The sequence below is a fragment of the Sphingobacterium suaedae genome (assembly GCF_042684625.1).
Classification (GTDB): Bacteria; Bacteroidota; Bacteroidia; order Sphingobacteriales; family Sphingobacteriaceae; genus Sphingobacterium; species Sphingobacterium suaedae.
This window is the reverse complement of record NZ_JBHULR010000015.1, coordinates 147,186-171,943: the sequence shown is the minus strand read 5'-3', so window position 1 is coordinate 171,943 and position 24,758 is coordinate 147,186. Positions and strand designations below refer to the sequence as shown.

The window sequence follows — 24,758 nt, the reverse complement described above, 5'->3', positions numbered from 1 at the left end:
ATCGGGCTAGTAGATTCCATAGATTGTCTGAAGGATAGCCCAGATCATTGACAGAAACAAGCAGGAAAATAACCACCCCATAACCTGACGGTCTATGTGATTTTCTCCAGCTTGCCAATTTGCATAAATACGAGCGCCACCGATAAGGCCACAACAGGCTCCAAGCACAACAATCAGGTCGTATAGACGAAAATACCAGTCATAGACTTCTCCGGTCACAGCTTTGAATTCGTCGAGTCCCGGCTGAGCCCGTGCTGTAAGGCAGCTGCAAATAACCAGTAAAATTGAAGCGACAAAATAGCTGCTGATGGAGCCGTTGGCCTTCAAAACGGTATTGCTTTGGTATATTCTATCAGGTCTCGTCGCGCAAGGCGTTCTATCTCATTGAGATCCACGCCGCCAGATGATTCGATCTCTCCAGACGACAGACTAGTTATAAGCCCAGCAGCTTGATCCTGATCAGCGCGAACCGCGACAAAATCAGGGTTGGCTTCCAGGCTTGTATCTATCGGTAACAAGACCATTTCATTGGTGTGACCTTCCTGATTACCTTCTTTACTTCGGTAAAGATCAAACAGGAAATTAAAAGCATAATAAGAGCAATAGCTCCCCATTACGCACATGGTAAATTGCATCCAGCTCATAAGTTAACGTAGTATTTCTAATTTTTCTATTCGCCGATCGTCCCGGAGCGTTACATCGTTGCGCTCCTGCCGTCGACGTACTGCTCATAGACAAGGTCAAATATGGGGTTCAAAAGCTGACGGATATCTTCTGGTGTCCCAAGAGTATTCACCCTATGAATATCAATACGATCTGGAATGGCCGGCACAACTGCTCCCAATCTCCTCAAGCTCTTATCGACATCATTTTTAAGCTCGTATCGCGCGGATGTCTTAATCCTGTTTGGTACAAAAAGAAGGGGCGCGCGCAGATTTATTTTCCTTACGATCAACGCAAACAAGACCGTGCAGTCTACGGTAGCCTCATCGTAACTAAATGGACACAGAAAAGCCTGTGCATTGCTAAGGACCGGAACAAGTTCGTTGTGGTCCATCCTTTTGGGGAAGTCGACGAGAACTATTCTTTCATCCTTACTGATACTATTGTTCATCAAGTTTCCACAATCGCATGCATCCACTGCCAGTACTTCGTATAGAGGCTCATTTTCAAGGATTTTCGCTTTTTCGGCCTTCGATCGAATAGCCTTGTGATGGGCCATATCTAATACAGTCACCTTACGGCGACGCTCAACGGCTAGATAGTTAGCAAGCAAAAGAGCAAGAGTACTCGTACCAGCGCCACCTTTTTGGTTTCCTATAACTATAATCATGGGGGGTTAAAATATATCTGAAGATTAATAAATCGTTTATGTACGTTTCCTCCTGCTACCCTTCCTTTCCCTGCCATGCACGGCCTCATCGTCTTGGTCATCCGCAATTTCTAATCGTACTTCCGGTAGGTAGTCATTAGCCAGCGATGTGGCGTTCCCCATCTCCGAACGGTAGGCAGGAGATACTTCCCAGCTACGCTGTGCGCTGGAAACATTTACGCCAAAAGCTTCAAGATCCAGCCACTTTACAAATGGAAGCAAGGCATCACCACTGTATATCGTTTTACTGTTGTGGTCTACTAGCGTACATTCAAGCAGCCTACTTTTCTTATCCATATTGTATAGGAGATCGATGTTAAATTCCGCAGAAAGTAACTCGGCCATTGATGAGCTGAACTGGAAGGATTCTCGCTTGCGCCCGCCGGTTAGCCTTATCGGCAGAGGAAAGATCCCGAATTGGCAGTGCCGGCGTGCCTTCTCAAGGGTCCGCTCAAGTTCGTCCCTGGTTTGATGATCCATAGAAAACCTGCGAATTTTTTCGTCTAACAGGGCTGCTCGAATTTCTCCACGCTTTACATAGTACTGGTAAACATGATAGCTTTCAGAAATCAGTCTCAGGAAATATCCACGGGACTGCAGCGCCGCGAGGAAACCCGCATGAGAAGATATACGGTAGTCTAGCAAATCTTTTATAACATCCTCTGCCCGCCGTTTCTCATCAAGTCCCATTACCTCATTTAAAATCTCATGTCCTCTTACCTTCTCGAATTTATGGTCTATTTTACTTCCCGACCGCCTCACCCGTGTGGTAACCATATGTATGTGATTGTTGTCGCTGTCTTTATGGAAAAACAGAAGGAATGGCTGCCTCCCGTAACCCATTTTTCTAAGCCATTCCAGTGCTATCTCGGTTAGACCATGCTTCGTGTAGGAGCGACCTTTACAGGAGATTATAGCATGAAAACCGGGAAGCTTTGTGATAGTGCTGGAAAAGGAATGTGCTTGAAGATATCGGACATAATCATCTGCGCTTACCTTATCCAATGCAAGCAGTGCATCAAAGTTCGCCACGTACATCAGTTCTGCCATATCGCGATCAACTTTGTACATATTATACCCGACAGCAGAGAACCCAGATGATGGTGGCTGAATAATGACGATCATCTTCTACCTCCAATCAGCCTTATCAGCTTCCTGATGGCAGTATGCAAGCTTTTTTGCAGTCTAACATGCTCGCTTAACACCGAGGTGACTAGACTACCTAATTGCGGATCGACGATTTTCTCGGCTTCCAGGCGATGAAACATTCGTGCAATTTCCTTGATATCTGTTGCAATGGGAGCCTGTTGAACACCGATCCGATCAAGCGTATTTAACGCTGTAGGTATATCGACTAGCATACATCGCGCATTACTAAGGACCAGCTGTCTAATGACTTCTGATCTCGACTTGTGTACATACATCGCCAACTGCTCGAGTACCCCGAATTCTTCGCGGCTCCACTTTACCACACACCGCCTGGTACGACGTTCATCTACCAATATCTCTCGACTACACAGCTTTTTACCCATAATTAATTGAATATTAAAAAGTTATCACTACCCAAGAACCGATCACCGCTTGATTCCTTTATGCGGATCATCTTTTAGGGACAAATTCATCTCTGCGCACAGACGGTCATTATAGTCTTTATACCCGCGATACTCCGTTGAATGGTCTACGGCACGAGGAAGTTCGCTGGAAAGCTTGTCAGCGCATTGCTTGCCGGGACCATCGTTGTCAAAGTATATACCTATCTTGGGGATATCCTTTATCTTATCCATAGCTGCGCCTAATTGGACGATGGAGTTGAGTACGACAACCGTCGGTACAACTTTGGGCTGGTTAATCTTAAGCCAGCTCAGGTAGTCTACGTATCCCTCAAACAACGCAACATGTCCTGGGTTGCCAGGAATTGTTGAGATACTCTTCTTCCCGATACTACTCTTGAACCCTTTGGCAGTGGTGAATTCCCATCCTCCCAAGTCATTTGGCCAGCCTAAAGCGTAATACGGAGGGAGTTCGTTATCACTGTTGTTGCGATTCCGGTAGTATACTTCGCGCATCCGCCCGCTTGCTACATCAAGTATCCCCCTTGACTCTAAATAACGAGTTAGCAGGAAGTTTGACCCTACAGGACGTGAGCCAACGAGCTCGAACGCGTAGTTGTCTGCAGACCGCTCTTTGACATGATCTTGCCGACTTCCGTAAGACGGCCGGGGGGAGATATGAATTCCGCTGACCTCGCTGATTTTTTTTAGGACTTCTACAAAAGATAGTTCCGGCCAATAGGCCATTCCCAACTGAACGATCCCTCCCCCCTGTATCCCTGTACTGCCGGCACCGCCCCTGTCAAGCCACTTGCCACCTTCCTCCCATACGGTGAAGGAGGGCGTAATGCCGCGTGTGTCCCTAAGCATACTATGATAGAACACCTCCTTCCCAGATTTTTTAACAGGATAGTGCCCCAGTTTGGCGAGGAAATCGACAATAGACAGATCACGGAAATCGTCTGTATTAATCAATTTAGACATACTCTGCTTTTAAAGAACTACGACTTCCGCATTCGGTAAGCGGCTACAAATCTGTACACGGAGAGAATCCATATGCTCAGGTTTAATAGAAAACCGGACACGGGGAAACCTCGCGCTCCGTCCTATAGCTGCGGGCAGAAGATCGGCGGAATTGAGAATTAGAATCGAGGAATAATATGCTTGGGGATCGTTCCTCCGCAGGAGATAATCCATATAGTCTGGGAAAACTAAAAGCGATTCCTGCGACCGATCAATGTTCGTCATTCCCCGGGGGCCTATCCTTCCAATAAAGTTCTTCGAGCGTACCTCCCAACCTCCATTTTCATTTTGCCAACCCGCTCCGCAGAAATCTTTGCGGAAGCCCTTTTGGTCCATCACGAAATAGTGGATCTCACGAATATTTCCGTCAGCTATCTCCCACAAGCCGTTTTCTTTTAAATAATCTGTGATCTGCGCATTATGGCCTACACATCTGGTATGGGATAACTGGTAGAAGGGAATTTTCATCGGCTTCCGTTTACGACGTGGCCTATCTTCCATCTCGCGATTACAGTGTGTCACGGAAGTTACGTACATATCGTGTAATCTCCGTTCTATGATCTCTTCAGAGAGTTCTGGCCAGCATTTTCTTCCAAAATCAATGACAGTTCCTCCTTCTCCTGCAGTCTGGTCGTACCACATATTAAGGTGTTCGTTTACTTTAAGTTGATATTTTGGGGACATTGGCTCGATTTTAAAATTCCGGTACATGGCCTCACCTCCCGAATTAGCTATTGACCGATATCCTAATTGCTCAAGAACGGAGCGAATAGGTATCTTATTTATTATATTCGTTTGAATAACATTTTGCATCATAATAAAGTGTATAAAAGTTAGTAAATAGCTCAGTGGCCAAGAACCAAAACCAATGCAAAGTCCTCCTTTTTGATACATAGATTTCAATACATAGTCTTCCTCGTACACAGAACTTGTTAATTTTTTTGCTAACCGCCAGAAAAAAAGGAATATCAAATCCAGTCCTTTTCTCTGGCATAGTTTATTTTGGAAGGGACTCCCCACTATACTCGCCGACCAACTGGAACATCCGATGGTTTACCGCTTGGTAGTCGTGGCTTCGCATCATTTCCTGCTCAACAGCAGGATGATACTTCGTCCCGTAGATGTCAAAGAACAACAGCCTCCGCCCTCGCGGCGGATTGGAACAGAACGAAATGTCAGTTCCCCATTGCGGAATTCCTCCACTCAGGAAACAAAGCAACGATTTGCCAGGATACGAAAACAGGGAAGAGGGGTGAAAGGAACCGTTCACCCCGGAAAGGAAAATCTGACTATCTAGACTTTAAAAGGGTATTTTGGCAAAAGAAAGCAACAAGAAAAACATATATAATTTTCAAAAATTCGTTACCCGTCAGCATTGGCGAAAATTACCCCGCCGTATTATGATGCTCATTGATCCAATTGACCATTCGAATCAAATGTGCTTTGACCTTTTTTGCTGTGCTGTAATCAACATCAGTAGATTTTTTCTGAAGGCTGTCGGGGGAGATATGCGGTGTATTTGCCGTCCTGAAGTGTCTTGCATAAAAAGCAAAGGTCTTTCCGACTTTTTCTTCCTTAAAAACCATACCGGTTTCCATCCCGGCTTTAAGTAATAAGCTGAATTGGGGAACAGAAAGGTTCACCTTCGCACGGTAGTTATTTTCGGACAGCTGGCTATCTTTGATTTCCATTCTCCGTAAGCGGATTTTTTGTCGAATAACTTTCTTCCTTCCGTTTAGAAACCCTCTCACCCGAAAGTCAAGATGCATGATGTGCCTCACTGATCCACCCGGCTTTCCTTTTCTGAGACTCGCCAAACGATCCTCCTGCAAAAGGACTATTTCCAGTTGGTCGTGCAAGCTGTCCGCTTCCTGTATAAGGGCGTTACAGCGTCTTTTATAGTAGGCAAAAAAAGAGGGATGATCGAAACCTTCTTGGATAAGCAGGTTTTCAACGTCTTCTGTTTCTAGCTGTTCCAGTCCATATAAACCATCCGTTAATTGGATTATATATTCCAACTGAACACCTGTCAGATCATTTTTGTACATCAATATTTTGAGTTCGCGCATTAGTAGACGAACGAGAGCCTTGTCGATATCGCCACCATTCATCTTTTTATACAACCTGTTGAGCCGTTGGTTTAGGTTCAAACGGATGGTGTAAAGAAAATAGGTTGTTAAAGGTAATTCGCCAGCCATTTGCGGATCAAACCGAGCACAATCCTCTAACAACGATTGTAATATATCAAGGACCTGGACATACTGGTTGCGGTACCTAGCCGATTCCCTGACCGCCTTAGAAAGTTTCGTCACCGTCGTCAGATAGCTGTGAATCTTATTGATCGATAAAACTAGCCTTCTTACTAGATTTCTGCCCCGCCTACGTGACACGCCGTGTTGAACAACATAATCACTGTAGAAGAATTTCTTTCCAGCATTGATCTTTTTGATTATTTCATCGAAACGATCCAACGATGCGATGTTGCCACTAATGACCTCCGGGCGGAAATACTCCTCCATTTCCATAAACCACCTTATAACCGTGTGTCCAAAAATCTGAGACTTTTTTGAATAATTCATAGTTACTATTTTCTGAATACTGCATTAATTAATAATTGTGCTGTCAAAAATGATTAAATGATCTACTAGCTAGCATGCCGCTTACATGAAGATAACGGTATCGACAAAAACAAATCTGCAATTAAACTATTGCAGTAAATTATCGAAGGGAGTTAAAAAAATTGGATATAGGGATACGGGTTTAGATTTTTTTTTGACGCTTCAGACTTTTCTCTTGGCGCTCAATTAACTGTGTTTTGATATTAAGAGAGGTCTATCTGTTAGCAATTCAGCGAAGAGGCAGGCGTTCTTATGGGATATCGGCGAGCCAATTTCCAATTATCTCGTGGGCGTACTGCGCGGGAACCTTCAACGATACCTCGTGACCATCACTTATTTTCATCGTTACAGTCTTCGATTTATAACCCGATATGCCATATCGATAAATAATTTCCTTGCTGCCGATGCGTACAAATTTATCTTTCGGTAGTTTCTTCATAAGATCTTTTAATGAAATCTGAGATATAACTGTTTCTCCTCCCACTAAGTATATAGTTGAATCTTTGTCGTCAATCGATGCGTATACAAAATCCTCGTGCTTGATGACTTGAAGTCGCTTTGTAGTAAAGTTCCTTATTTGAAAAGAAGTACTGTTATTCAGTAATAAGGACTCCCGATATTCTACGGCCCTAATCGCATCACCCACCGTGCTCTTTAACAATTCCCAATCGGGTATTTTGCTGATGTAGCCAACAGAACCAACCTCATGTGCCTGATAACCAAATCCTCCATAAGCAGATGAGACAATGACGACTGGTCGAGGATTTAATAGCTTAGCAAACTCCCACCCCATCATCTCCGGCATATCCATATCCAAAAACAGAATATCGACAGGCTCTACTTCCAATATTTTCAGAGCCTCCTTACCGTCACCACAGCAATGCACAACCTCTATTTCTTCTATTCGCTTCAGCAATAGCTGCAGCACAACGGTGCTTTCTAATGCATCATCCAAAATCATAACCCTATAAATCCTCTTATCCATAATAGCTATAACATCTTTTTTCTAGGCTCCCAATAAGCTTCATCCAAAACCGATTCTCCCGTTCTTCTATTTCCATGCTAATGGGCCACCGTTCATTTATTAACCGCCCCTGCATTAGTTTTAAGCCTAGCTTACTCGATCTGACAGTTTCTCGCTTCTGATCGTTGAAACGGTTCCTACAATCAAACCTCCAGGTATTTCCCGCTTTTGAAATAGTTATATGCAGCGGCGAAGCTTTAGATATCGATCCATATTTTATGGAATTCTCTACAGGCATTACCAACAATCCTATAGGCAATTCGATATCAAGCTTATCATCGAGGTCATCAATCAGGACCGAATCCTTTCCATTCGCCACTTGGATTAATTCGATCATTTTGTTTACACATGTGATTTCGCGCTCCCATGAAACATCTTGATCTGTATTTGCCATATCGATTGCATAACGCATTACATCGACTAAGAGCAGCAAAATCCTTAAAAAATGCTCCCTATTCCCAATAGTCAGCTTACCCATCGCTATAGAGAGAATATTTTCAATAAAATGAGGGCATAGATGCTTTGCCAGGACTTTGCTCTTTAGACCCTCAATTACTATCAGCATCTCCTCTCTCGACTTTCTTGCTTCCTTAAGAAGCCTCTGGTTAACAAGATATTTTCCAAACACTACATGCAAAAAAGCTGTTACTATAGTAAACATGAAAGCCGTGGTGATTCTATCGCGAAACTCGTACACACTGAAAGCCTTCTGCGGATCTTGAAAATTGACACCTATCTTTGGTAGCCAAACATGTACGATATCCAACGCATATACCTTGATAAAAAATATGGCGAAAAATGCCACCAATCCACCCAAAAACTTGTCTTTTATGCTTCTCGACCATAAATTCCAAAAGGAGAATGACATCAACATATGGAAAAAGCTGAAAAGTAAAGCGGCCGCCATTATCTGGCTGAAGGGGATAACTACACCTGCGGCATATATGTTCATTAACCAAATGATGACCACGAAAAACATAATGCTTCCAAGAATCCAAAAACATTGTTCAATAGGCTTGATTTGCATAGTTAGATTTGAAGTTAACAATCTAATATACAAAAAAATTATTTCGATATTTTAAGATTTAAATACTGAGCAATAAAGTATCGTCGATCAAACATATAGTACTTTCCCTTCAGGGGTAGGATGATTAATGATTCATTTATTTTCTTATCGACTGGAACCTCGTCCAAATAAAGCATTCCATTCAAGTGTAGATAACTCCAGCATTCCCACAGCCAGGGTTCTAAAGTAAGTCGCTCCTCCAATACTGAATAAACCGATTCTAAAGATCGCTTTACGTAATCATCTCTTTTTTCATTCTTTTTCTTGACTATCCTTTGATTAACGGTCAATATCGATATGTCACTTATTTTTGGAAGAATGAGGTGCAACGGAACATCAAACAAAAAACTCATAACAGCTATGCCGCTTTTCACGTGAAGTATGTTTTGAAAAAACTTAATGCCTACCCGACGATCCTTCAGCGTTGAAGATGTACCGGAAGCACCATCTGCGAAAATCAGAATAGACCGGCCTTCAGCAAAACTCTTTCGACACCGAAGAAGTAGCCCTGGCTCATCACTGAAATAAAAAGTGTAGTACTCACCTGCGCTATTTAAATGTTCTCTCATCTCCAGGAATAAAGACTCTGATTTTATGTATACGTGTCGATCCAGGATTATATCAAATTTTAGTCCCTGTTCAGCAAGCGCAATCGGCGCTGTCAAATGACTTCCTAGATGATAAAGTATATATATTCCAGATTCTGACGATAGCTTCGAAAACGTATGATCCAGGAATATCTTCCGTCTAGATGCTTCTCGGCCATCGTGCCATCGTAGCCATTTATTATAAATACGCTCGTGACTATCCCACCTGAGATTCGGCATATACTGATATAAATTAGCGCTAAAGAGCGCATAACTCCAATTGTTGGTTTCGGATTGATACATAGGTTTTTCCGGTAGAGGTTGAAGGGAGTTCTGTAAACTCCCTCCTTGTTAAAATTAATACTGCGAAGAACTTTCGTTAAGGTGTTACAATCGGACACTTTTTATCCAATTCAACATCTTCAATTTCAAAAATCTTACGTAACCGAGGCCACGAAATCAATTCTCTTTCAAGTACAACGCTGTGCTGGTGGACAAGTACGTCCTGTCTTTTGTTTTTCATTGTTTATATTTTTTTGTTAAAAAATATCCAACTGCAGTTTATTGGCCAATGCGTCTGTGCTAGATGTTATTGTAGTCCCAAATTGCAATAGATTTTTGAACACTTCAAGAACTTTTCGCACAAGAGTTAAAATCTGGGAAATCGGACGTAAGATTTTTCGTAGATCAGTCCACGAAAAAAATGTACGATTCGCGAAGCGAAATATGCTAGATACGAAGAGGAATATATAATGTACGAAAAAATGCACCATTGATTAGAAGCTTGATCTAATTTAAAGCTGACAAACCTGACATGCCTTGAGACGAAGCGTATTCTTAAACCTAGACCCGATCTTTGGTCCCGTATTGCCCTCTGAAAAATTTAGGATGTCTCCTTCTTTCATACGCTTTAATGATGGGAAAATCACATACCGTTCGATCGAAGGAAACACGTGCATTGAGCAGGAATTTAAAGGAAGATTGGGATATCTGCATCACTTCTCCTTCGTAATAGAAAAAAGAGTTACAATAGAGGTCCAGACTACACAAAAAGACATCTATGTGGTGTATCCATTGAACGTGACAGGGGAAGCCTGCCTTACGGACTTAGGTGACAAAATCATCACAAGATTTTATAATCGACGCGCGTTCTACCTTTATCTTCCTCCAAGTAGCTATTTCTTTAAGCTGGAAAAAGGCCGTTATCAATTCTTCGGCTTTTACTTTGACATTGGTATTTTAGATGGTGGAGCTGGTAACTCCTATCATTTTTTAAAGACATTGTTAGACGCTTACAGAAACGACGAAACTACTTACTTAAAGAGCGATGACTTTGAAATAGGACATCTAACCACATTCTATATTAAGGAACTTTGCTCGATTATCAAATATGGGGATATTGACAAACAGGTGTCTTTACTTGAACACATCAAGAATCTGGTTAAACTTTCCCTTACTAAAATTAAATTGGAAAACCAGCAAATCGGCACATTAGACCTATATATACAAATAGCAGAAACACTTATAGAGCGTGGAGTCGAAAACCATGGGATCTTGTTTAGCCTGAACACCCTCAGCGAAGTCATACCATTAAACTCCTGTTACCTAAACCGAATTTTTAAGAAAAAAACAGGACATACACTCTCATACCAGAAAAAGATCCGTGTAGTCGAACTAGCAAAAAAACTGCTCAAGGAAGACATGCCCGTGTCAAGCGTGAGCGGTTATTGTGGGTTCAGTGATGTTAGGTCATTTAGGCGACTATTTATAAAATTCGTTGGCACCACCCCTGATTATTATCGAAAAAAACATTTTATAGACACACAAAGAGGGGCAATATAACCTATCTGCACACCAAAAAGTGTTTAAAGGATATGTAAATCAAAACCAACTCCGCCTCTCGTTTAAAGCCTATAGGTATTAAGAAGCCTCTTATATACGGATTTCGGACTATAAATTCATCTGTCAATCGACAGGGCGTCAAGCTGTCGAATCATTTTGTCAAATAATGTCCTATATCTTGTCCGAATTTGTCCTCCTCCCAGTTTGTACAAAGCCTAACTTTGATATCAAGAAATAATTAGATTATGAAACGTCAACTATCTTTATTCTTATCTCTGAGTTTGCAGATCACTCTATTGTTTTTATGGTTGCTATCTGCTCTTGACAAAATATTTCACTTCACACTTTTCAGGGAGGCCCTTATCCTGCAACCCTTCCCAGGATGGGCTGCAGTTGTTCTTGCCTATTTGCTTCCGGCAGCTGAGCTTTCAATTGCTGCACTTCTGGCGCTGCAAAAATATATCAACATTGCGCTTCGGGCTTCCTCCATATTGCTCCTGGCATATACCAATTACGTAGGAATGGTGATCTTTTTGGGAGCTTCCAGCTATATATGTAAATGTAACCTTCTTATCGAGCAGCTGGGTTGGCACCAACATCTAATACTGAATTTCGCATTCCTAATTAGCAGCATCGGAGCTGAACGAATGAACAGATTACAACAACAAAGCAGCAGCTCCCGGGGAGCCGCCGCCGAGGGCCCGTCAGCCAAAAGACAGTATAATTGATCAAATTTTTTAATACTAAAAGAAAAAACAATGAAAATTTTAAAAAACTCCCAGCGCATGATGACAATAGCATTGGCGCTGCTATTCACAGCTAGCTTCTCTGTATATTCTTTCGCACAACGTCCTACAGGGGAAACCTTGGCACAGGTATGGTTCCCAACCGACGAGGCTGGCAATATTGATACAGACAATCCAATGTCCGCACCTCCGGCCAATTGTCTGGGTGGTTCTGCATACTGTGCTGTGTCTTTTAATGAAGAAGACCTTAATCCAGATGGACATGCACCAATAAGCAATGCAGATGATGATCCTGATCAGTTGATCCAGGAGACACGGACAAAAGCGCCAACAAATTAGTTCTTCTCAGAACTTTTCCAAAGCAGGATTTCCAACTCTTAGGGAAATCCTGCTTTTCTTTTCCCTTACACTCCGCTTTCTTATCGCTGGTTCTGTATCAGCTTCTCATTGAGCGAAAGGACATTCGTGGGTATTTGGAACACGTACCTGGGATCATTCGCTGGAAGCTCGATTATGCGTCCGTTCACTTCCCTTCGCAGCGATATTCCAGCATTTTCATTCGTATTCAGGCGCCGCAGGTCATACCAGCGTATACCCCGAAATACCAATTGCCTACGACGCTCATCCATAATAAAGTCCAATAGATCACCATCACTCTGGAAATTGATGTCATATCCTTCCCCATACCTATTGGAGATCCAATAATCCAAACGGGATTTTATCCTATCGCTTTCGCCCGAGCGCAGCGCCGCCTCAAAGTAATTGAGGTATAGCTCATCCATGGCAAGTCCCGTAAAAAACTGAACAGTCCCCGTGTACATTCCCTTGAAAGTATGGTATTCTCCAGAGGGTTTAAAAAACAGCTCCTTGCGAAGATCAAGATCATCATACAGATCGTACAGCGCGGTATCGATAAGCAGTCGCCCCTCGGCAAGCACTCCACTAGGATTATAGCTCATCGTACTGTTCAGGATGACCTCCAGGTGTTCGGTTTCAAATGGATACGTCGCATCCGTTGGTAGACTCCCGTAATCTAAAAGTTTCCCACCTATTTCCAGAGCCGCAAGTGCATACTCCCGTGCCTGCACGTACTGCGAGGTCAAAAGGCACAGCCGTGAAAGCAATACAAGGGAGGCCTGTGCCGAAGGTCTGGTCTTCACCTGGGCAGTTACAGCAAACAGATCCAGTGACCGGGTTAGATCATCCCTGATCCTGGAGTAAGTTTCCTCCAGGCTTCTCCGTTCATGGAGCATATTGATATCCGGTTCCATCGGGAGCGGCAATCCCAACAATTCCCCGTTACCGGATGCCCGGTACGGACTGCAGAACAACTGAGCGAGCTGAAGCAACGCATAACCGCGCCAGAACAGCGCCTGCCCGTAGCATGATTTCCATAATGCCCCATCCTTATCACTCTTCATTTTTTCAAGCCCCTGCAGGACAACATTGGCATAGAACACCCGCTGATAATTGTTCGCCCAGTCATTAAAGTGCGTATTGGAATAGGTCTCCACTAGATCCCGATCCCAAACATATCCACGCCTCAGCGGTTCGGCAGCGGACGCCAGCTGCCCGTCCAGACAAAAAAAGTCGTCGCTGGAAACCTCGCCTAGATATCCGTCCATACTCATGTTAAATACCGCCGTATTATCCAGCAATGCTTGTAAGTCATCCAGCGTCTGGGGCACAACCAGTTTTTGGTCTTTTTTTACATCGAGCCATTCTTCGCTGCACCCACACAGCAGGATCACCAGCAGAACTCCATATTTAAGTATATGTCCTTTCATCATTTACGTTATTTTAGTATTCAACTCGCAGACCGACACTCCATGAACTCCCCGGAAGTAGAGTCGACTGCGCACGGTCCGGATCAATCCCATAACGGTTCGCCCGCCAGAGGATTCCCAGGTTATTCCCATAAAGGAACAGGGATGTTTTTATCCCCCGAAAAGCCCCTGTCGGCTCAAACCGGTATCCCAGCCTCACATCCCCTAGACGGATATGGCTCCCGCTTTCCATCACTGCTCTGGAGGAAGCGTACACAAAGTCTCGACCGCCCAAATTGCTCTCCGTAATCAGCGGACGTGAAGGAATATCCGTACGCATTTCGTCTCCCGGAACCTTCCACCGATCCGAATAGTCCGAGTTCATCTGACCCATGTTATACAGACCGTCATACCGCACCGTGCTGCGCATAAAGTGGTAGCCTGCTTTCCATACCAGGTTAACACTTATATCAAAACTTTTATAACTAAGCGTGCTGCGCAGCGATCCATAGTACCGCGGTACCTGCACCTTATCATAGAGCAGCTGGTCCACGGTAAGCTGTGCTATATAGCCTGCGTAGTCCTGCCCCCGATGGCCGTCAGTCACAACAACAGGTGCACCGGTCTTCCCATCCAGGCCATACCAGGGAAGAGTGTACAGCGCATCAAGCGACACCCCCTCCTTGACGATCGAGCCTGAGACCGAACTCCCCACCCGGCTTCGCAGATTCCCTCCGGTGAGTGCATCGAACTCATAACGAGTCACCTTATTGTCCGTCATCCCTACGATGTTATCAATCCGCCATCCTACCTTGCCCCGAAGTGGAAAAACGGTCAGCTGCCCATCAAGTCCCCGGGTCTGCATTGCACCATAGTTCACCAGATTGTTTTTCTGGAACATCGGTACAAACCCATTGGTGGGATCCGTGGTCAGCTGTCCCAAAAGATCACTTGCTCTCTTTTGATAGACGTCCAGACTGCCCTGAACACGGCCCGAGAGGACAGAAAAATCAGTCCCAAGGTTCCACACACCGACACGTTCCCATCCAAGCTGCGGGTTGCCCGGATTACGGATCTCGGCATAACGCAGGCCCGTCTGATAGTCCGTACCGTAATAGGCTGTCATCAGCGCGCTGGCTCCTGTATTTACATTCCCGTTATATCCGTAGGTAAGCCTCACCTTCAACATGTCCAGCCAAGCGCACTGCAGCAATTCTAGCTTGTTCAATAACACTGCACCCCCCACCGACCACAACGGCGTGCCCTTCTGATTCGCTTTTACCCCGAAGAGGTTCGAGGCATCCCAGCGGAGGCTCCCGGTCAGTGTATACATGGAGGCCATAGAAAAACCTATGTTTCCATAATAGGATATATTACGGTCCACAAGCCTCGAGACCGAAGCTAGCGGAGTGGGTAGACGGGCAGTGCCACTGGGCCGGACAGCAAAACGCGTCATGTAGTCCAGCTGGTTATTTACCGTCAGCAGCTCCCCGTCATAATCAAAATACTGCGCTACAGAGCCTTCCCGGACTAGTTCACGCCGCTCATAACCGGCCAGTGCATCCACGTGAAATAAATTACCGATCAGCTTACTGTAGTTCAACTGCAGCCGCAGGTCATACCCTTTTTGATCATGATCATCCAGCCGCAATATCCCATTGTGAGGAAACTTGCTGACCCCGTCACTCTGCATGTAACGGTTCACCAGGTTTCGCACATAATACGAATCCGGCTGGTACTCCATCCGCGTATTTCCTCCAACCATCTGGTAGCGGTACATACCTTGCAGCCCAAGGCCTTCGGCAATATCCACCTCTACCGACGAGTTCAGTAAAAGTCTGCCCGAGGTACCCTGCGAACTGAACCGGTCACTTTCTTCCAGCGGCCGGTACTGCCAGTCGACCCCACCGAGTTCCATGGCCTGCTGCTTGAACGGTTCCCGGTACCCAGTGTAGATCACACCCGCACGCCCGTCCTGTCCCATAAGTTCATTGTACGGATAGTTCGAAATACCTGAATAAAGGCCTTTGTCCAGATTTTTCTCCCGTACCCAATTGATATCCGACTTAACCCTAAGCCACGGCAGCAAACCTAGCATGTTCCGCGCAGTGACTGTCACCCGCTCGGAGCGTTGGGAAACGTCGCTGTCCAGATTATTGTCATAACCTACCGAAACATAGTAGCCCGCCCCCTGCGGACTGCCCGAGAGGGAGACGTGATGCTGCTGCTGTCGCTCAGGGCGCATCAGGTAACGGTCGATATCGCGCCTGATATCAAGTTCCGACAGGCGGGACAGTTCCATCTCTACCTGTCCTGCTGTGGAAGGGTCATCACGTTTTCTGATCAACTGTTCCACCACGGGCGAAAGGACCGGCCGGGAGGATGACTTCTCCAGGGAGGAGTAAAAGCTTTGGTCGAACAACCACCGCTCCAGCTCGATATAATCTGTCGAATTGATAAAAGCCCGGTTGTAATATTGATCTGGCCTGCTCCTCCACTGGGAACTGGCGCTATAGTTTAGCTTCATCCGGACTCCGGAAGCTCCAGACTTGGTGGTTATGACGATAACGCCATTGGCGGCCCTGGCTCCCCAAATCGAAGCTGCGGAAGCATCCCGGAGAACCGTAACGCTCTTGATGTCGTTGGGGTTGATGGATCCTATTTCGCCCTCAAACGGAAAGTTGTCCAGCACGATAAGCGGGCTTGAGGAGCTATTGATCGTGTTTATACCCCTTACCCGCAAGGAAGCAGGATCCTTAGCATCTCGGTCAGCGCCCCGCCTGTCAAACTGAAGGCCCGGGGTAACATCCTCCAACCGCGATATGATATCCATACTGACCGAGCGCTCCAGCAGCGCTTGGTCAAGATGGGAAAAAGATCCCGCAGCACGCTCCCGGGAGATCTTCTGGTATCCCGTATTTACCTCTACGGCATCCAGCAACTGCGTCCCTGGGGTGAGAAGGAATAACGTATCGACTCCAGACAGCTCAATATCCAACGGCTCGTACCCTACCGCCGCTATGCGGATCTTTCCTGGAGGAATGGATCCAAGGATAAAAATCCCGTCCGCCCCGCTCATCGACAGCGTCTTCCCCATGCTGTCCCGTATCGTCGCCCCCTGAACGGCCTCGCCGCTTACCTTATCCGCTATGCGCATCGTATATTCCTGCTGGGCTATACTATCCGCTACCAAGAACGTAAGGAGCACCACAAGCAGGTTTCCTGTTATTTTTTTCATAATCTGTTAGAGTTTGGTCTATTTTGGTCTTATGATAAGCAGCTCGATCTCCGCCTGCGATTTTTCCAATATGATCCCCACATTGCGTAGCCGCTCACGGATCTCCTCTTCCCCCGCCCCTTCCAGATCAGGGATCCAGATGCCTCCATCTTTTCTATCAAGTTTGCTTAGCAGCGGTAACCCGTTCCCGGCAAGCCTCTGGCGCAGCAGCAATAACAAAGAGGAACCCCCGGCTTCCCGGAATTTCAGATTGCCGGACACTTTTGCCTCTGCCTGAAGTCTCCCATAATCAGCAGCATGGGACAGGATATAGGCTTCCGCAATCCGCTTTTCCAGTCCAAACGCTATACCACGGCTCCGAGCGAAATAGGACTGCAGCTGCTCCCCCAGGGCCTCCCTGATGTCTGCGTGGGAAACGCTTTCCACGCTTTCGTTAAATTGCAGTTCAAAGCAGAACGTGTTCCGGCGCTGCCACTGCTGCCAGTCCAGATCCTCCTGATAAATGCCCGTATAACGGCCTTCCCGCTCCAGCTCTGTCCGTATACTGTCAACTATCTCCCAGCGAAAACGGTATGGTAGTTCATATCTTGCAATCTTGCCTTTATACACCTCGCCAAGTAACTGCTTAAAGGAAAGATTGAAACCGCGGATCCCCCGCGTCAGCCGGTTGACACCTCCGATATCCGAACGCTGCCTCCCTCCCATTTCAAAACGGTACAGAAGATTCTCGTCCCCCACCGGATCATGCGTATCAAATACCGCCCCCTGGTCCTGTAGCATGGGGACATCCACTCCCGCCAGTATCGATTCGATTACCTCGCGCTTAGTATACTGCCCTCCGGTCTGCGCCATCAGCTTGCCATCTTTTATCCAGACGACAAACGGAATATTCTGGTGGGCAAAATATTGCTGCAATACCGTGTCCCCATATATCGAGAGAATGTTCCAGCCCTTCCTGTTTAAAAGTCCCTGAACTTTTTCCTTGCTCTCACTGCTCACTGGGAGTACAAGTGCCCCAGACGGAAGCTGTCCGTAAAAACTGTTCAATTGTTCCAGTGAGGAAAGGCACGGGCCGCACCACGTCGCCCAAAAATCTAAGATCACCAGTCCTTTCTCTTTATATGCTTCCAAGGTTACAGACCTCTCCGTGCCGTAACCGTCGACCACAGCAAAGGGAATATCCCAGAACGCAACAGGAACAAGACCTGAAAATTCCAACGGAGCGCTAGTTGGAAGCCCATTCCCCACGCCGTCCCCGCGTGGTTCCTGAGCATTCACTAGATTACTAAACAACGAAAACGTTAACGGTAACACCCAGCCGAAAAGCGTCCGGCTGCGGTTATATTTTGATCGGAAGATATCTACAATGGTTCGGGAAATCCGCTTTTGCAACCGCGCATAGCTCTCCCATTTGCGTAATTTTCGCATTATTTTTTCATGATAATGTCGCCTGCTGCGATAAACATCTTCGCAGCATAAGCTACCTCGTTAAAAACTAATAAGACAACAGGGACGAGCACATTGACCAAAACTGATCGGTATATTCGCCCGCGTCTGAGCTAGCAAAACAGCCCTCTACAATTTCGCTTTGAAAAACGATAGTTAATACGACAAGAACGATTTGCGAGAGAGAAGAAAGATCCTTATTTTTAAGTTGTGAACTTTTCTTGTCTAAGAACCTATCCATTGGCTCAAACAAACCCTGTTTGTTTATGTGTCTCTGTCGGTAAACCCTGTAATTTAAGAGATATATGCTCACAACATCTAGCATATAAGATTGTTCGTCTGCATATGCCAACTAGTGCACATCTATCTTTTTGACAGTAATGCCGTGAGTATTATTCCGGAGAACGTGGAATGTTCTTGATTTGTTGTTTGCGGGAAAATTTATGAGATCGACTGATAATCAATCTCAAAGAGCGGGTGTTCTTACTTTTTTTCGTTCTCATAATCCTAAGGGTTTATAAAAATGAACGAAATTTTCTTAGAAGTGTATTCTGTACCCTTGAAAACAGCAGGGGTGACTCACACTTTAGACTCACGGGTGACCAACCCAGTAGCTCTAGTCTGCAATAGACTTAAGAAGTACTTCCACCTAAAGTATACGTGAACCACCACCATGCCATTTACAAAAGTAAAAAACTTTTTCAAGCATGGGGGCGATATCACGATTCTCTCGATGGAATTTGGTCGTTCGTGAGTCGAGAAAACATCGTTCGTCATAGCTTAACGCAGTGACTTTCGTATCGCTTATACAAATATACAAAAAAATTACTAGCAATAACTAGTAAAAAAATAAAATATTTTTATGCCGTCATCAAAATCGTCTCTTGAATTATACATCGTAGAAGTGATCAAGAAAAAACGTAAATCTTTAAAAAAGAGTCAGCAAGATGTTGCGAACCTTTTAGGAGTTACAGTTGGGTATATTGGACAAATTGAAAGTGAGAAAATAAGTAGTATGTACTCTTATAATCAGCTAAACAAACTGTCTAAGTTCTTTCAATGTAGTCCCAAGGATTTTATGCCTGACGAACCGATCGACGACTAGATGAGAATTCTGTAAAATTGCGCATTCTTAATAGAGAAGCTGACACAAAGATGAGAGCGGTGGATAAATAAATTAGGTAACGCTATTTTAATAGCTCCCTGTATTTTGTAAGTTAGCTTGATAGATATAATTGATGAATACGTTCTACAACAATAAAAAGTTACGTTCTTTATATAGTTCTGCAAACAATGGAAGCATTATATCAGTACTTAAATACAATTTCTCCTATTCGAAGTGAAACCTGGCATAAAGTGAGACTTTTGTTTACCGAAACGACTTTGAAAAAAGGAGAATATTTCATCAAAGAAGGACATTATGCGAATCGTATTGGCTTTTTGAGCACAGGCGTTGTCAGAGCCTTTTACAGAAATGTGGACGGGGTCGAATACAATAAACATTTTTTTACACCTCAAAATCTATTAGGTGGATATTCTTCGTTGGTCACAAAAACGCAGAATAAAATTAATTTGCAGGCTCTTACTCATTGTGAACTGCTAACGGCACAATACCAGGACCTGGAAAACCTATTCGACTATCATCAGGACTTTGAACGCTTCGGGAGAAAACTTGCCGAATTGTTCTTTGCACATAAAGAACAACGTGAAGTAGATATCGTCATGTTAGATGCAGATAAACGCTATCTCATTTTTCAAGAACAATTGCCTATGCTAGAACAGCTTATTCCGCAATATCACATTGCCTCTTATCTCGGGATAACTCCTACACAGCTTAGCAGGATTCGGAGAAAATTTGCTAAAAAGTGATTTCTTTACATATGTAAATGAAAAGCATCCTCCATCAGTTTTTCTTTGTGGTCTGATATTAAATCTTCCAGGATGACAAAGAAAATTTATTTATTGATGATTGCCGTATTTTTCTACTGTACCGCAACAGCACAGAAAAAGGTGCTTTTTGTAATGAGCGCTGCACAAGAACTTGAGCTTAAAAAAGGAAAAACTTATAAAACAGGTGTATTTTTAAGTGAATTTTATCTGGCTTACAAAGACATTGTGCAAGCGGGGTATGAAGTGGAATTTGCTACACCAGAAGGCATAAAACCTACCATTGATAAAGAAAGTTATCACAAAAAATACTGGAGCGGAAGGGACTCACTTATAACCGAAGCTGCTAGTTTCATTCAGGAGAATGAAAAGTTTAATCACCCGCGAAAGTTAGCGGAAATCGTTCATCATATCTGGTCCTATTCGGGGCTTGTTATTCCCGGAGGTCAGGGATTGATGGCCGATTTGATTAAGGATAAAAATATACCCGCACTATTGATGGCATTTTCAGATACGGGAAAACCCATTGGTTTGATATGTCATGCTCCGGCCCTTCTTTTATCCATGCCAAAAGTTGAAAATCCGTTTACAGGTTATTGTGTAAGCGCGGTAACAGCACTCGAAGAACTCTTTATTGAAACCTTTGTGATTAAGGGAAAGCCTGTTATCAGAAAAATAGGAAAACAACTCAAAAAAGCAGGTCTCAAATATAAAAAAGGTAGACCTGCGGGAAACTTCGCTATTCGTGACAGAGAACTGATTACAAGCCAAAATCCTTATTCCAGCATGGCCTTCGGGAAGTTGTATTTAGAAGCATTGAATGAATATCAAACACAAAAAACACCCAGGTAGAAATGGAAATATCCGGTAATACCATATTGATAACCGGTGGAACATCAGGCATTGGACTGGAACTGGTGCGTCAGTTTTACGGATTTGACAATCACTTGATCGTTGTATCGGGCAACCAAAGTAATCTGAGGGAACTAAATCATCAATTTCCCGAAATAAAAACTTTACGATGTGATTTAAGCAATGATGTATCGGTTCATAACCTGATAGAAACTTGTTTGACAGAACATCCGGAAATAAATATCATTATCAACAATGCTGGAGTCCAACACAATTATTTCTGGACAGAAGAAAAGGACGGATTTGCCAAAATTGAAAATGAAATCAGGATAAACTTTACCACTCCGATGAAAATTATTTACGGTCTACTTCCGCTACTGACCGTCAGAGAGAATTCGGCTGTTGTCAATGTTTCATCAGGGCTTGCTTTTGCCCCCAAAAAGATGGCACCCATTTACTGTGCAACAAAGTCTGCAATCCATATCGGTTCAAAAGCACTCCGCTATCAATTAGAAGCTTCAAATGTGAAGGTGTTTGAAATCATTCCACCGTTGGTGGAAACCCCAATGACATCCGGACGAGAAAAGGGAAAGATTTCTCCTAAGCGGTTGGTGGATGAGTTTATGGCCAATTTTAAGAATAACAACTTTGAAAGCAATATAGGGAAGACAAAGCTTTTGAGACTTATCCAAAGAATTGCGCCAAAAGTTGCCGATAATATTTTGAAGAACGGATAGTGTCCAGCAGAATATAATATTTATTCTTTGTAGCCTATGAAAAATAGCCCATAGCACAGCAAACAAATGATGAACGATGAACAGTTAGCTACATATCGGAAAACTATACAAGTATTAAACTAGCATTTGACGATGAAAAAGAATGCGGGAAATTTAATGCGAGCTTTAAAGATAGCGTGACTATAATAGCGAGCAAAGGACACCAGATGATTCAGTAACTTGTATCGAAACAGAAGGTGTATCACTTTGAAACATTCAGTATTCAATGTCTTAAAGCATAAAGTCCCAAATGAGAATATCACTAATCCCGAATACCGGAAGACTGGAGATCTTTATAGTGCAGACCTTAAGGCTCCCAATAGTACTCAACCTTCGCACAATTATCACATTGGTTAACTATCCGTGGCCTAAATTGCAGTTCATGGATTTCCTGAAACTGTTTGTCGGAATTCCAGGTCCTGAATTTCAAAGGTTTCTTTTTATATGTGGCTGTCAATTTATAGCGGCCGATAGGGATGTCTTTGATCTCGTGGCCATCTTTCGCCCGCCGGTGGATAACGGTACCTTCGCTGCCGTCAATGAGTTGACCAACTGGGGTAAAAACAAAATCAACTTCGGTTTCGTCGATGTATACACCGGGAAAGTTGTCGATGGTAACTAATCCCCCATAGGAGCCAAACAATGGTTGAGGCATATCGCCAGTGAGTTTCCATAAGAAATTTCGCACACCGCCCTCACTCCCAAAACCCGCGGAGTCGTTCGGGTGGAGATAGAAGGAAAATACATTCCCATTGTATGACACCTTATGTGACGCAAACGCGTACCACGAGCCCTGTAGCAACTTAATGCTGTACCTCCCTTGCGCATTTGTATAGGTAAAAATGTTTGAATTGAAAAAGATGGTGTGGTCTACGATGATACGAACATCTTTCAACGGGCGGCCATCTTGATCTTTAACAACGCCAGTTAGGTAGCCCGCCGATGAGCTGTCATTATCATCGTTTTGCCCTGGATCTCCTTTGGCCTTTGAACAACTTATTAGCTGTGGGAATAGGAAGCCGAGCATCAGAATGCCGGATGCTATTTTCAATTTGATGTCCATTGTTCTCACCATCTCCACGACGTCAGTTTTGCTTGATTTTGAAATTCAACTCCACCGCTTTCGGCTCCGGGACCTCGCAGTTCTGGACATTGACGGGAAAAATCTGACCTGAAAACGAACCCTGTATATATTCATCGATGGCGGTTAGCGTTGCTCTTCCGTTATAAATGTGGTCGTTTTCACAAGTGCGGTAAAAATTGTTAAAAAAACTTCGCTCTCCACCGACCACTTCAGCAAAGTAAACGGCTGCCTCGCCGATTGCACTGCCTCCGGGATAGCCACCGGGAATAGTACCAAAGTACTGGAGAGTTAGACTTATCGGAGCGTTCTGACCGCCTAACCTCACGTAAATTGACCCGTTGACGAGTTTGGCATCGTTTTCTATTTGTGAGAGGTCCTGCACCACACCCCCTAGCTTAAGCTGAACAAAATTTTCGGGTAACAATCGGACGGTGGTTAATAAAACAAGTTTGCCTAGTTTACGACGACCGTTCGGAGCACTTCGATCGGAAATATATCCACTTTTGCTTTCCAGTTCAACCTGTATTTCCACATCTGTAACTTCATGAACAGTTTCCGGCGCAGTATATATCGCGTCACCAAGCAACAGATGGGAATTGATTTTAGACGATAGAGAACCGGGACCTGAAAGGATCTTCCATTCGCTCACCGTGATATCTTTCGAAGAGCCTATGTCATCCATTGCTGCCAATGGAACACTATCAATGTGGTTGACAGGCATGAGTTCTCCAAGTATTTGCTCAAGTAGCTTCAGGTTGACTGTTTCACCTGCACCTATCGATTCCTTATCTTTCCTTAGCGAGATTAGGTCAAACCATACCCAATCGCTAAAGTGGGTCGTCTCTACAATCAATCGGCGCTGTGATGAATTATGTTCCGTCGAGCTGCCACACCATACCCCGTCCTCACGTTGGAAGGCTACAATACGCGTTATGGGATTCCCCCCCGCATCAGGGCTGTAAAGGAACGAGATCTCTACCGGTTTATTGAAATGGATATGCTCGGGGAACAACCGAAATGCAGGATTGACTGACGTTTCATCGAATGTATTGCCGATAGGTTGGATACCGAACGTCGTCTGTTCATTCACAGCCCCAGGAGGGATTTCCAATCTTACAACATCCCCATACCATAAGACACCTCCATTGGGGCCTATCTCTGCCGATACTGTCTTACCTATAGCCCGTCCCTTAGGTTTAACAACAGGATCATCGAAAACGGGAAAGGGATGAGGCTCTTCCGCAAGGCGCACGTCCTTATTGCAAGAGATCGCTAATGTCAGCGTAAATATCACTACAAATCGATATATTGTCATTTTAAGGGAGCCCATAGACGTTTTTATGTAAAAATCGGGCTTCACCGACAAACATTTTTACAAACTTCGACGAGTGATCAATATTGGCGATAAGTTCCAGAAAAAAAAGGACAAGTAATATCTAACCCACTAAAAATCTCGATTTGATAATCCGCAGCTTAGCGACACGAAAACGCAAACCCGATTAAGCTTTGCTGGTTTCTCATGGGCATATCTACCGGAAAGACCTGAATAATTAATCTCATTTAAAACGGATCTCCAACCGGGTTGATGGTATAGTTTCAAGGCACCCTTATGTTAAATCTAGCCTCAAATCTAGCATTAGATTAAAGGATAAATATATTTATAATTTATTCGATGAAGAACGAGCTGACAAACACTCGAGCGAGACTTTGGTCGATGGTGAGAAGAGTTTCAAATCACTACTAAGGAATAGGGTTAATGGTTATTCACTCTAGACTCCTTCTGCCTTAAATAATTTGTAAATGTGCTACACAATACGAACTACACGTCTTCTTGAAAGATGTCCCTTTCTTCCAACATCGCATGTCTTATTCCTCCTTCGT

At 44.2% G+C, this 24,758-nt stretch carries 24 protein-coding genes; 7 read left to right on the top strand and 17 right to left on the bottom strand.

Annotated elements, in window-relative coordinates:
• Positions 1 to 6: 6 nt before the first annotated feature.
• The 12 genes from ACFSR5_RS16480 to ACFSR5_RS16425 all read right to left on the bottom strand — a co-directional run bounded on the left by ACFSR5_RS16480 (position 7) and on the right by ACFSR5_RS16425 (position 9,543).
• Positions 7 to 327, bottom strand: a complete 321-nt coding sequence (locus ACFSR5_RS16480) for a DUF4134 family protein (protein ID WP_380905562.1) — start codon at positions 325 to 327, stop codon at positions 7 to 9.
• Positions 324 to 644 (bottom strand): hypothetical protein, encoded by a 321-nt coding sequence (locus tag ACFSR5_RS16475; RefSeq protein ID WP_380905561.1) that lies wholly within the window; start codon positions 642 to 644, stop codon positions 324 to 326. Before ACFSR5_RS16475 ends, ACFSR5_RS16480 begins: the two co-directional genes overlap by 4 nt.
• Before the next feature lie 50 nt (positions 645 to 694).
• Positions 695 to 1,333 carry a nucleotide-binding protein gene (locus tag ACFSR5_RS16470; protein ID WP_380905560.1) on the bottom strand — a complete coding sequence of 213 codons (639 nt, stop codon included), beginning with the start codon at positions 1,331 to 1,333 and terminating at the stop codon, positions 695 to 697.
• A gap of 36 nt (positions 1,334 to 1,369) precedes the next feature.
• Positions 1,370 to 2,443 (bottom strand): relaxase/mobilization nuclease domain-containing protein, encoded by a 1,074-nt coding sequence (locus tag ACFSR5_RS16465; protein WP_380905559.1) that lies wholly within the window; start codon positions 2,441 to 2,443, stop codon positions 1,370 to 1,372.
• 50 nt (positions 2,444 to 2,493) lie between these two features.
• Entirely contained in the window at positions 2,494 to 2,904 is a 411-nt protein-coding gene (locus ACFSR5_RS16460) for a hypothetical protein (protein ID WP_380905558.1), read from the bottom strand.
• Positions 2,905 to 2,946: 42 nt separating this feature from the next.
• Entirely contained in the window at positions 2,947 to 3,906 is a 960-nt protein-coding gene (locus tag ACFSR5_RS16455) for a toprim domain-containing protein (RefSeq protein WP_380905557.1), read from the bottom strand.
• A 9-nt stretch (positions 3,907 to 3,915) separates the two neighbouring features.
• Entirely contained in the window at positions 3,916 to 4,761 is an 846-nt protein-coding gene (locus ACFSR5_RS16450) for a hypothetical protein (RefSeq protein WP_380905556.1), read from the bottom strand.
• A gap of 181 nt (positions 4,762 to 4,942) precedes the next feature.
• Entirely contained in the window at positions 4,943 to 5,215 is a 273-nt protein-coding gene (locus ACFSR5_RS16445; protein ID WP_380905555.1) for a hypothetical protein, read from the bottom strand.
• A gap of 115 nt (positions 5,216 to 5,330) precedes the next feature.
• Positions 5,331 to 6,524, bottom strand: a complete 1,194-nt coding sequence (locus ACFSR5_RS16440; RefSeq protein ID WP_380905554.1) for a hypothetical protein — start codon at positions 6,522 to 6,524, stop codon at positions 5,331 to 5,333.
• Between the two features lie 289 nt (positions 6,525 to 6,813).
• Positions 6,814 to 7,548: a LytR/AlgR family response regulator transcription factor gene (locus ACFSR5_RS16435; protein ID WP_380905553.1), complete on the bottom strand. Its 735-nt coding sequence runs from the start codon at positions 7,546 to 7,548 to the stop codon at positions 6,814 to 6,816.
• Complete coding sequence (locus tag ACFSR5_RS16430; protein ID WP_380905552.1) at positions 7,541 to 8,614, bottom strand: histidine kinase; 1,074 nt, start codon at positions 8,612 to 8,614, stop codon at positions 7,541 to 7,543. The genes ACFSR5_RS16435 and ACFSR5_RS16430 overlap by 8 nt, the downstream gene beginning before the upstream one ends.
• 38 nt (positions 8,615 to 8,652) lie before the next feature.
• The gene (locus ACFSR5_RS16425) at positions 8,653 to 9,543 is read right to left on the bottom strand and encodes a hypothetical protein (protein ID WP_380905551.1); all 891 of its coding nucleotides are present in this window, start codon (positions 9,541 to 9,543) and stop codon (positions 8,653 to 8,655) included.
• Between the two features lie 516 nt (positions 9,544 to 10,059).
• On the opposite strand from ACFSR5_RS16425, the gene ACFSR5_RS16420 reads away from it, so the two are divergent.
• The 3 genes from ACFSR5_RS16420 to ACFSR5_RS16410 all read left to right on the top strand — a co-directional run bounded on the left by ACFSR5_RS16420 (position 10,060) and on the right by ACFSR5_RS16410 (position 12,167).
• Positions 10,060 to 11,082 (top strand): helix-turn-helix domain-containing protein, encoded by a 1,023-nt coding sequence (locus tag ACFSR5_RS16420; protein ID WP_380905550.1) that lies wholly within the window; start codon positions 10,060 to 10,062, stop codon positions 11,080 to 11,082.
• A 245-nt stretch (positions 11,083 to 11,327) separates the two neighbouring features.
• Positions 11,328 to 11,810, top strand: coding sequence for a MauE/DoxX family redox-associated membrane protein (locus ACFSR5_RS16415; RefSeq protein ID WP_380905549.1), 483 nt, complete (start codon positions 11,328 to 11,330; stop codon positions 11,808 to 11,810).
• A gap of 30 nt (positions 11,811 to 11,840) precedes the next feature.
• Complete coding sequence (locus ACFSR5_RS16410) at positions 11,841 to 12,167, top strand: hypothetical protein (RefSeq protein WP_380905548.1); 327 nt, start codon at positions 11,841 to 11,843, stop codon at positions 12,165 to 12,167.
• Positions 12,168 to 12,247: 80 nt separating this feature from the next.
• On the opposite strand, the gene ACFSR5_RS16405 is transcribed toward ACFSR5_RS16410, so the two are convergent.
• Genes ACFSR5_RS16405 through ACFSR5_RS16395 form a run of 3 tightly spaced genes read right to left on the bottom strand, consistent with a single transcriptional unit; the run spans position 12,248 to position 18,260 of the window.
• Positions 12,248 to 13,618: a RagB/SusD family nutrient uptake outer membrane protein gene (locus ACFSR5_RS16405; protein WP_380905547.1), complete on the bottom strand. Its 1,371-nt coding sequence runs from the start codon at positions 13,616 to 13,618 to the stop codon at positions 12,248 to 12,250.
• A gap of 10 nt (positions 13,619 to 13,628) precedes the next feature.
• Positions 13,629 to 16,832, bottom strand: coding sequence for a SusC/RagA family TonB-linked outer membrane protein (locus ACFSR5_RS16400; protein ID WP_380905546.1), 3,204 nt, complete (start codon positions 16,830 to 16,832; stop codon positions 13,629 to 13,631).
• Positions 16,833 to 16,850: 18 nt separating this feature from the next.
• Positions 16,851 to 18,260, bottom strand: a complete 1,410-nt coding sequence (locus tag ACFSR5_RS16395; RefSeq protein WP_380905545.1) for a TlpA family protein disulfide reductase — start codon at positions 18,258 to 18,260, stop codon at positions 16,851 to 16,853.
• Between the two features lie 880 nt (positions 18,261 to 19,140).
• Between ACFSR5_RS16395 and ACFSR5_RS16390 the strand changes: the two genes are divergently transcribed.
• From ACFSR5_RS16390 to ACFSR5_RS16375, 4 genes are all read left to right on the top strand, one after another.
• Positions 19,141 to 19,383 (top strand): helix-turn-helix domain-containing protein, encoded by a 243-nt coding sequence (locus ACFSR5_RS16390; RefSeq protein ID WP_380905544.1) that lies wholly within the window; start codon positions 19,141 to 19,143, stop codon positions 19,381 to 19,383.
• Positions 19,384 to 19,571: 188 nt separating this feature from the next.
• The gene (locus ACFSR5_RS16385) at positions 19,572 to 20,147 is read left to right on the top strand and encodes a Crp/Fnr family transcriptional regulator (RefSeq protein ID WP_380905543.1); all 576 of its coding nucleotides are present in this window, start codon (positions 19,572 to 19,574) and stop codon (positions 20,145 to 20,147) included.
• Positions 20,148 to 20,219: 72 nt separating this feature from the next.
• Positions 20,220 to 21,017, top strand: coding sequence for a type 1 glutamine amidotransferase domain-containing protein (locus ACFSR5_RS16380; RefSeq protein WP_380905542.1), 798 nt, complete (start codon positions 20,220 to 20,222; stop codon positions 21,015 to 21,017).
• Between the two features lie 2 nt (positions 21,018 to 21,019).
• Entirely contained in the window at positions 21,020 to 21,754 is a 735-nt protein-coding gene (locus tag ACFSR5_RS16375; protein WP_380905541.1) for an SDR family oxidoreductase, read from the top strand.
• A 346-nt stretch (positions 21,755 to 22,100) separates the two neighbouring features.
• Here ACFSR5_RS16375 and ACFSR5_RS16370 read toward each other — a convergent pair whose 3' ends face one another.
• Together ACFSR5_RS16370 and ACFSR5_RS16365 are read right to left on the bottom strand one after the other, a co-directional pair.
• Positions 22,101 to 22,868, bottom strand: a complete 768-nt coding sequence (locus ACFSR5_RS16370) for a carboxypeptidase-like regulatory domain-containing protein (RefSeq protein WP_380905540.1) — start codon at positions 22,866 to 22,868, stop codon at positions 22,101 to 22,103.
• Positions 22,869 to 22,878: 10 nt separating this feature from the next.
• The gene (locus tag ACFSR5_RS16365; protein ID WP_380905539.1) at positions 22,879 to 24,192 is read right to left on the bottom strand and encodes a hypothetical protein; all 1,314 of its coding nucleotides are present in this window, start codon (positions 24,190 to 24,192) and stop codon (positions 22,879 to 22,881) included.
• Positions 24,193 to 24,758: the final 566 nt, after the last annotated feature.

Bases quoted from the DNA above. Each gene is read 5' to 3' on its own strand.
- ACFSR5_RS16475 (WP_380905561.1), bottom strand. From the start codon at position 644: ATGAGCTGGATGCAATTTACCATGTGCGTAATGGGGAGCTATTGCTCT.
- ACFSR5_RS16470 (WP_380905560.1), bottom strand. From the start codon at position 1,333: ATGATTATAGTTATAGGAAACCAAAAAGGTGGCGCTGGTACGAGTACT.
- ACFSR5_RS16465 (WP_380905559.1), bottom strand. From the start codon at position 2,443: ATGTACAAAGTTGATCGCGATATGGCAGAACTGATGTACGTGGCGAAC.
- ACFSR5_RS16460 (WP_380905558.1), bottom strand. From the start codon at position 2,904: ATGGGTAAAAAGCTGTGTAGTCGAGAGATATTGGTAGATGAACGTCGT.
- ACFSR5_RS16455 (WP_380905557.1), bottom strand. From the start codon at position 3,906: ATGTCTAAATTGATTAATACAGACGATTTCCGTGATCTGTCTATTGTC.
- ACFSR5_RS16450 (WP_380905556.1), bottom strand. From the start codon at position 4,761: ATGATGCAAAATGTTATTCAAACGAATATAATAAATAAGATACCTATT.
- ACFSR5_RS16440 (WP_380905554.1), bottom strand. From the start codon at position 6,524: ATGAATTATTCAAAAAAGTCTCAGATTTTTGGACACACGGTTATAAGG.
- ACFSR5_RS16435 (WP_380905553.1), bottom strand. From the start codon at position 7,548: ATGGATAAGAGGATTTATAGGGTTATGATTTTGGATGATGCATTAGAA.
- ACFSR5_RS16430 (WP_380905552.1), bottom strand. From the start codon at position 8,614: ATGCAAATCAAGCCTATTGAACAATGTTTTTGGATTCTTGGAAGCATT.
- ACFSR5_RS16425 (WP_380905551.1), bottom strand. From the start codon at position 9,543: ATGTATCAATCCGAAACCAACAATTGGAGTTATGCGCTCTTTAGCGCT.
- ACFSR5_RS16415 (WP_380905549.1), top strand. From the start codon at position 11,328: ATGAAACGTCAACTATCTTTATTCTTATCTCTGAGTTTGCAGATCACT.
- ACFSR5_RS16410 (WP_380905548.1), top strand. From the start codon at position 11,841: ATGAAAATTTTAAAAAACTCCCAGCGCATGATGACAATAGCATTGGCG.
- ACFSR5_RS16405 (WP_380905547.1), bottom strand. From the start codon at position 13,618: ATGATGAAAGGACATATACTTAAATATGGAGTTCTGCTGGTGATCCTG.
- ACFSR5_RS16400 (WP_380905546.1), bottom strand. From the start codon at position 16,832: ATGAAAAAAATAACAGGAAACCTGCTTGTGGTGCTCCTTACGTTCTTG.
- ACFSR5_RS16395 (WP_380905545.1), bottom strand. From the start codon at position 18,260: ATGCGAAAATTACGCAAATGGGAGAGCTATGCGCGGTTGCAAAAGCGG.
- ACFSR5_RS16390 (WP_380905544.1), top strand. From the start codon at position 19,141: ATGCCGTCATCAAAATCGTCTCTTGAATTATACATCGTAGAAGTGATC.
- ACFSR5_RS16385 (WP_380905543.1), top strand. From the start codon at position 19,572: ATGGAAGCATTATATCAGTACTTAAATACAATTTCTCCTATTCGAAGT.
- ACFSR5_RS16380 (WP_380905542.1), top strand. From the start codon at position 20,220: ATGACAAAGAAAATTTATTTATTGATGATTGCCGTATTTTTCTACTGT.
- ACFSR5_RS16375 (WP_380905541.1), top strand. From the start codon at position 21,020: ATGGAAATATCCGGTAATACCATATTGATAACCGGTGGAACATCAGGC.
- ACFSR5_RS16370 (WP_380905540.1), bottom strand. From the start codon at position 22,868: ATGGTGAGAACAATGGACATCAAATTGAAAATAGCATCCGGCATTCTG.
- ACFSR5_RS16365 (WP_380905539.1), bottom strand. From the start codon at position 24,192: ATGACAATATATCGATTTGTAGTGATATTTACGCTGACATTAGCGATC.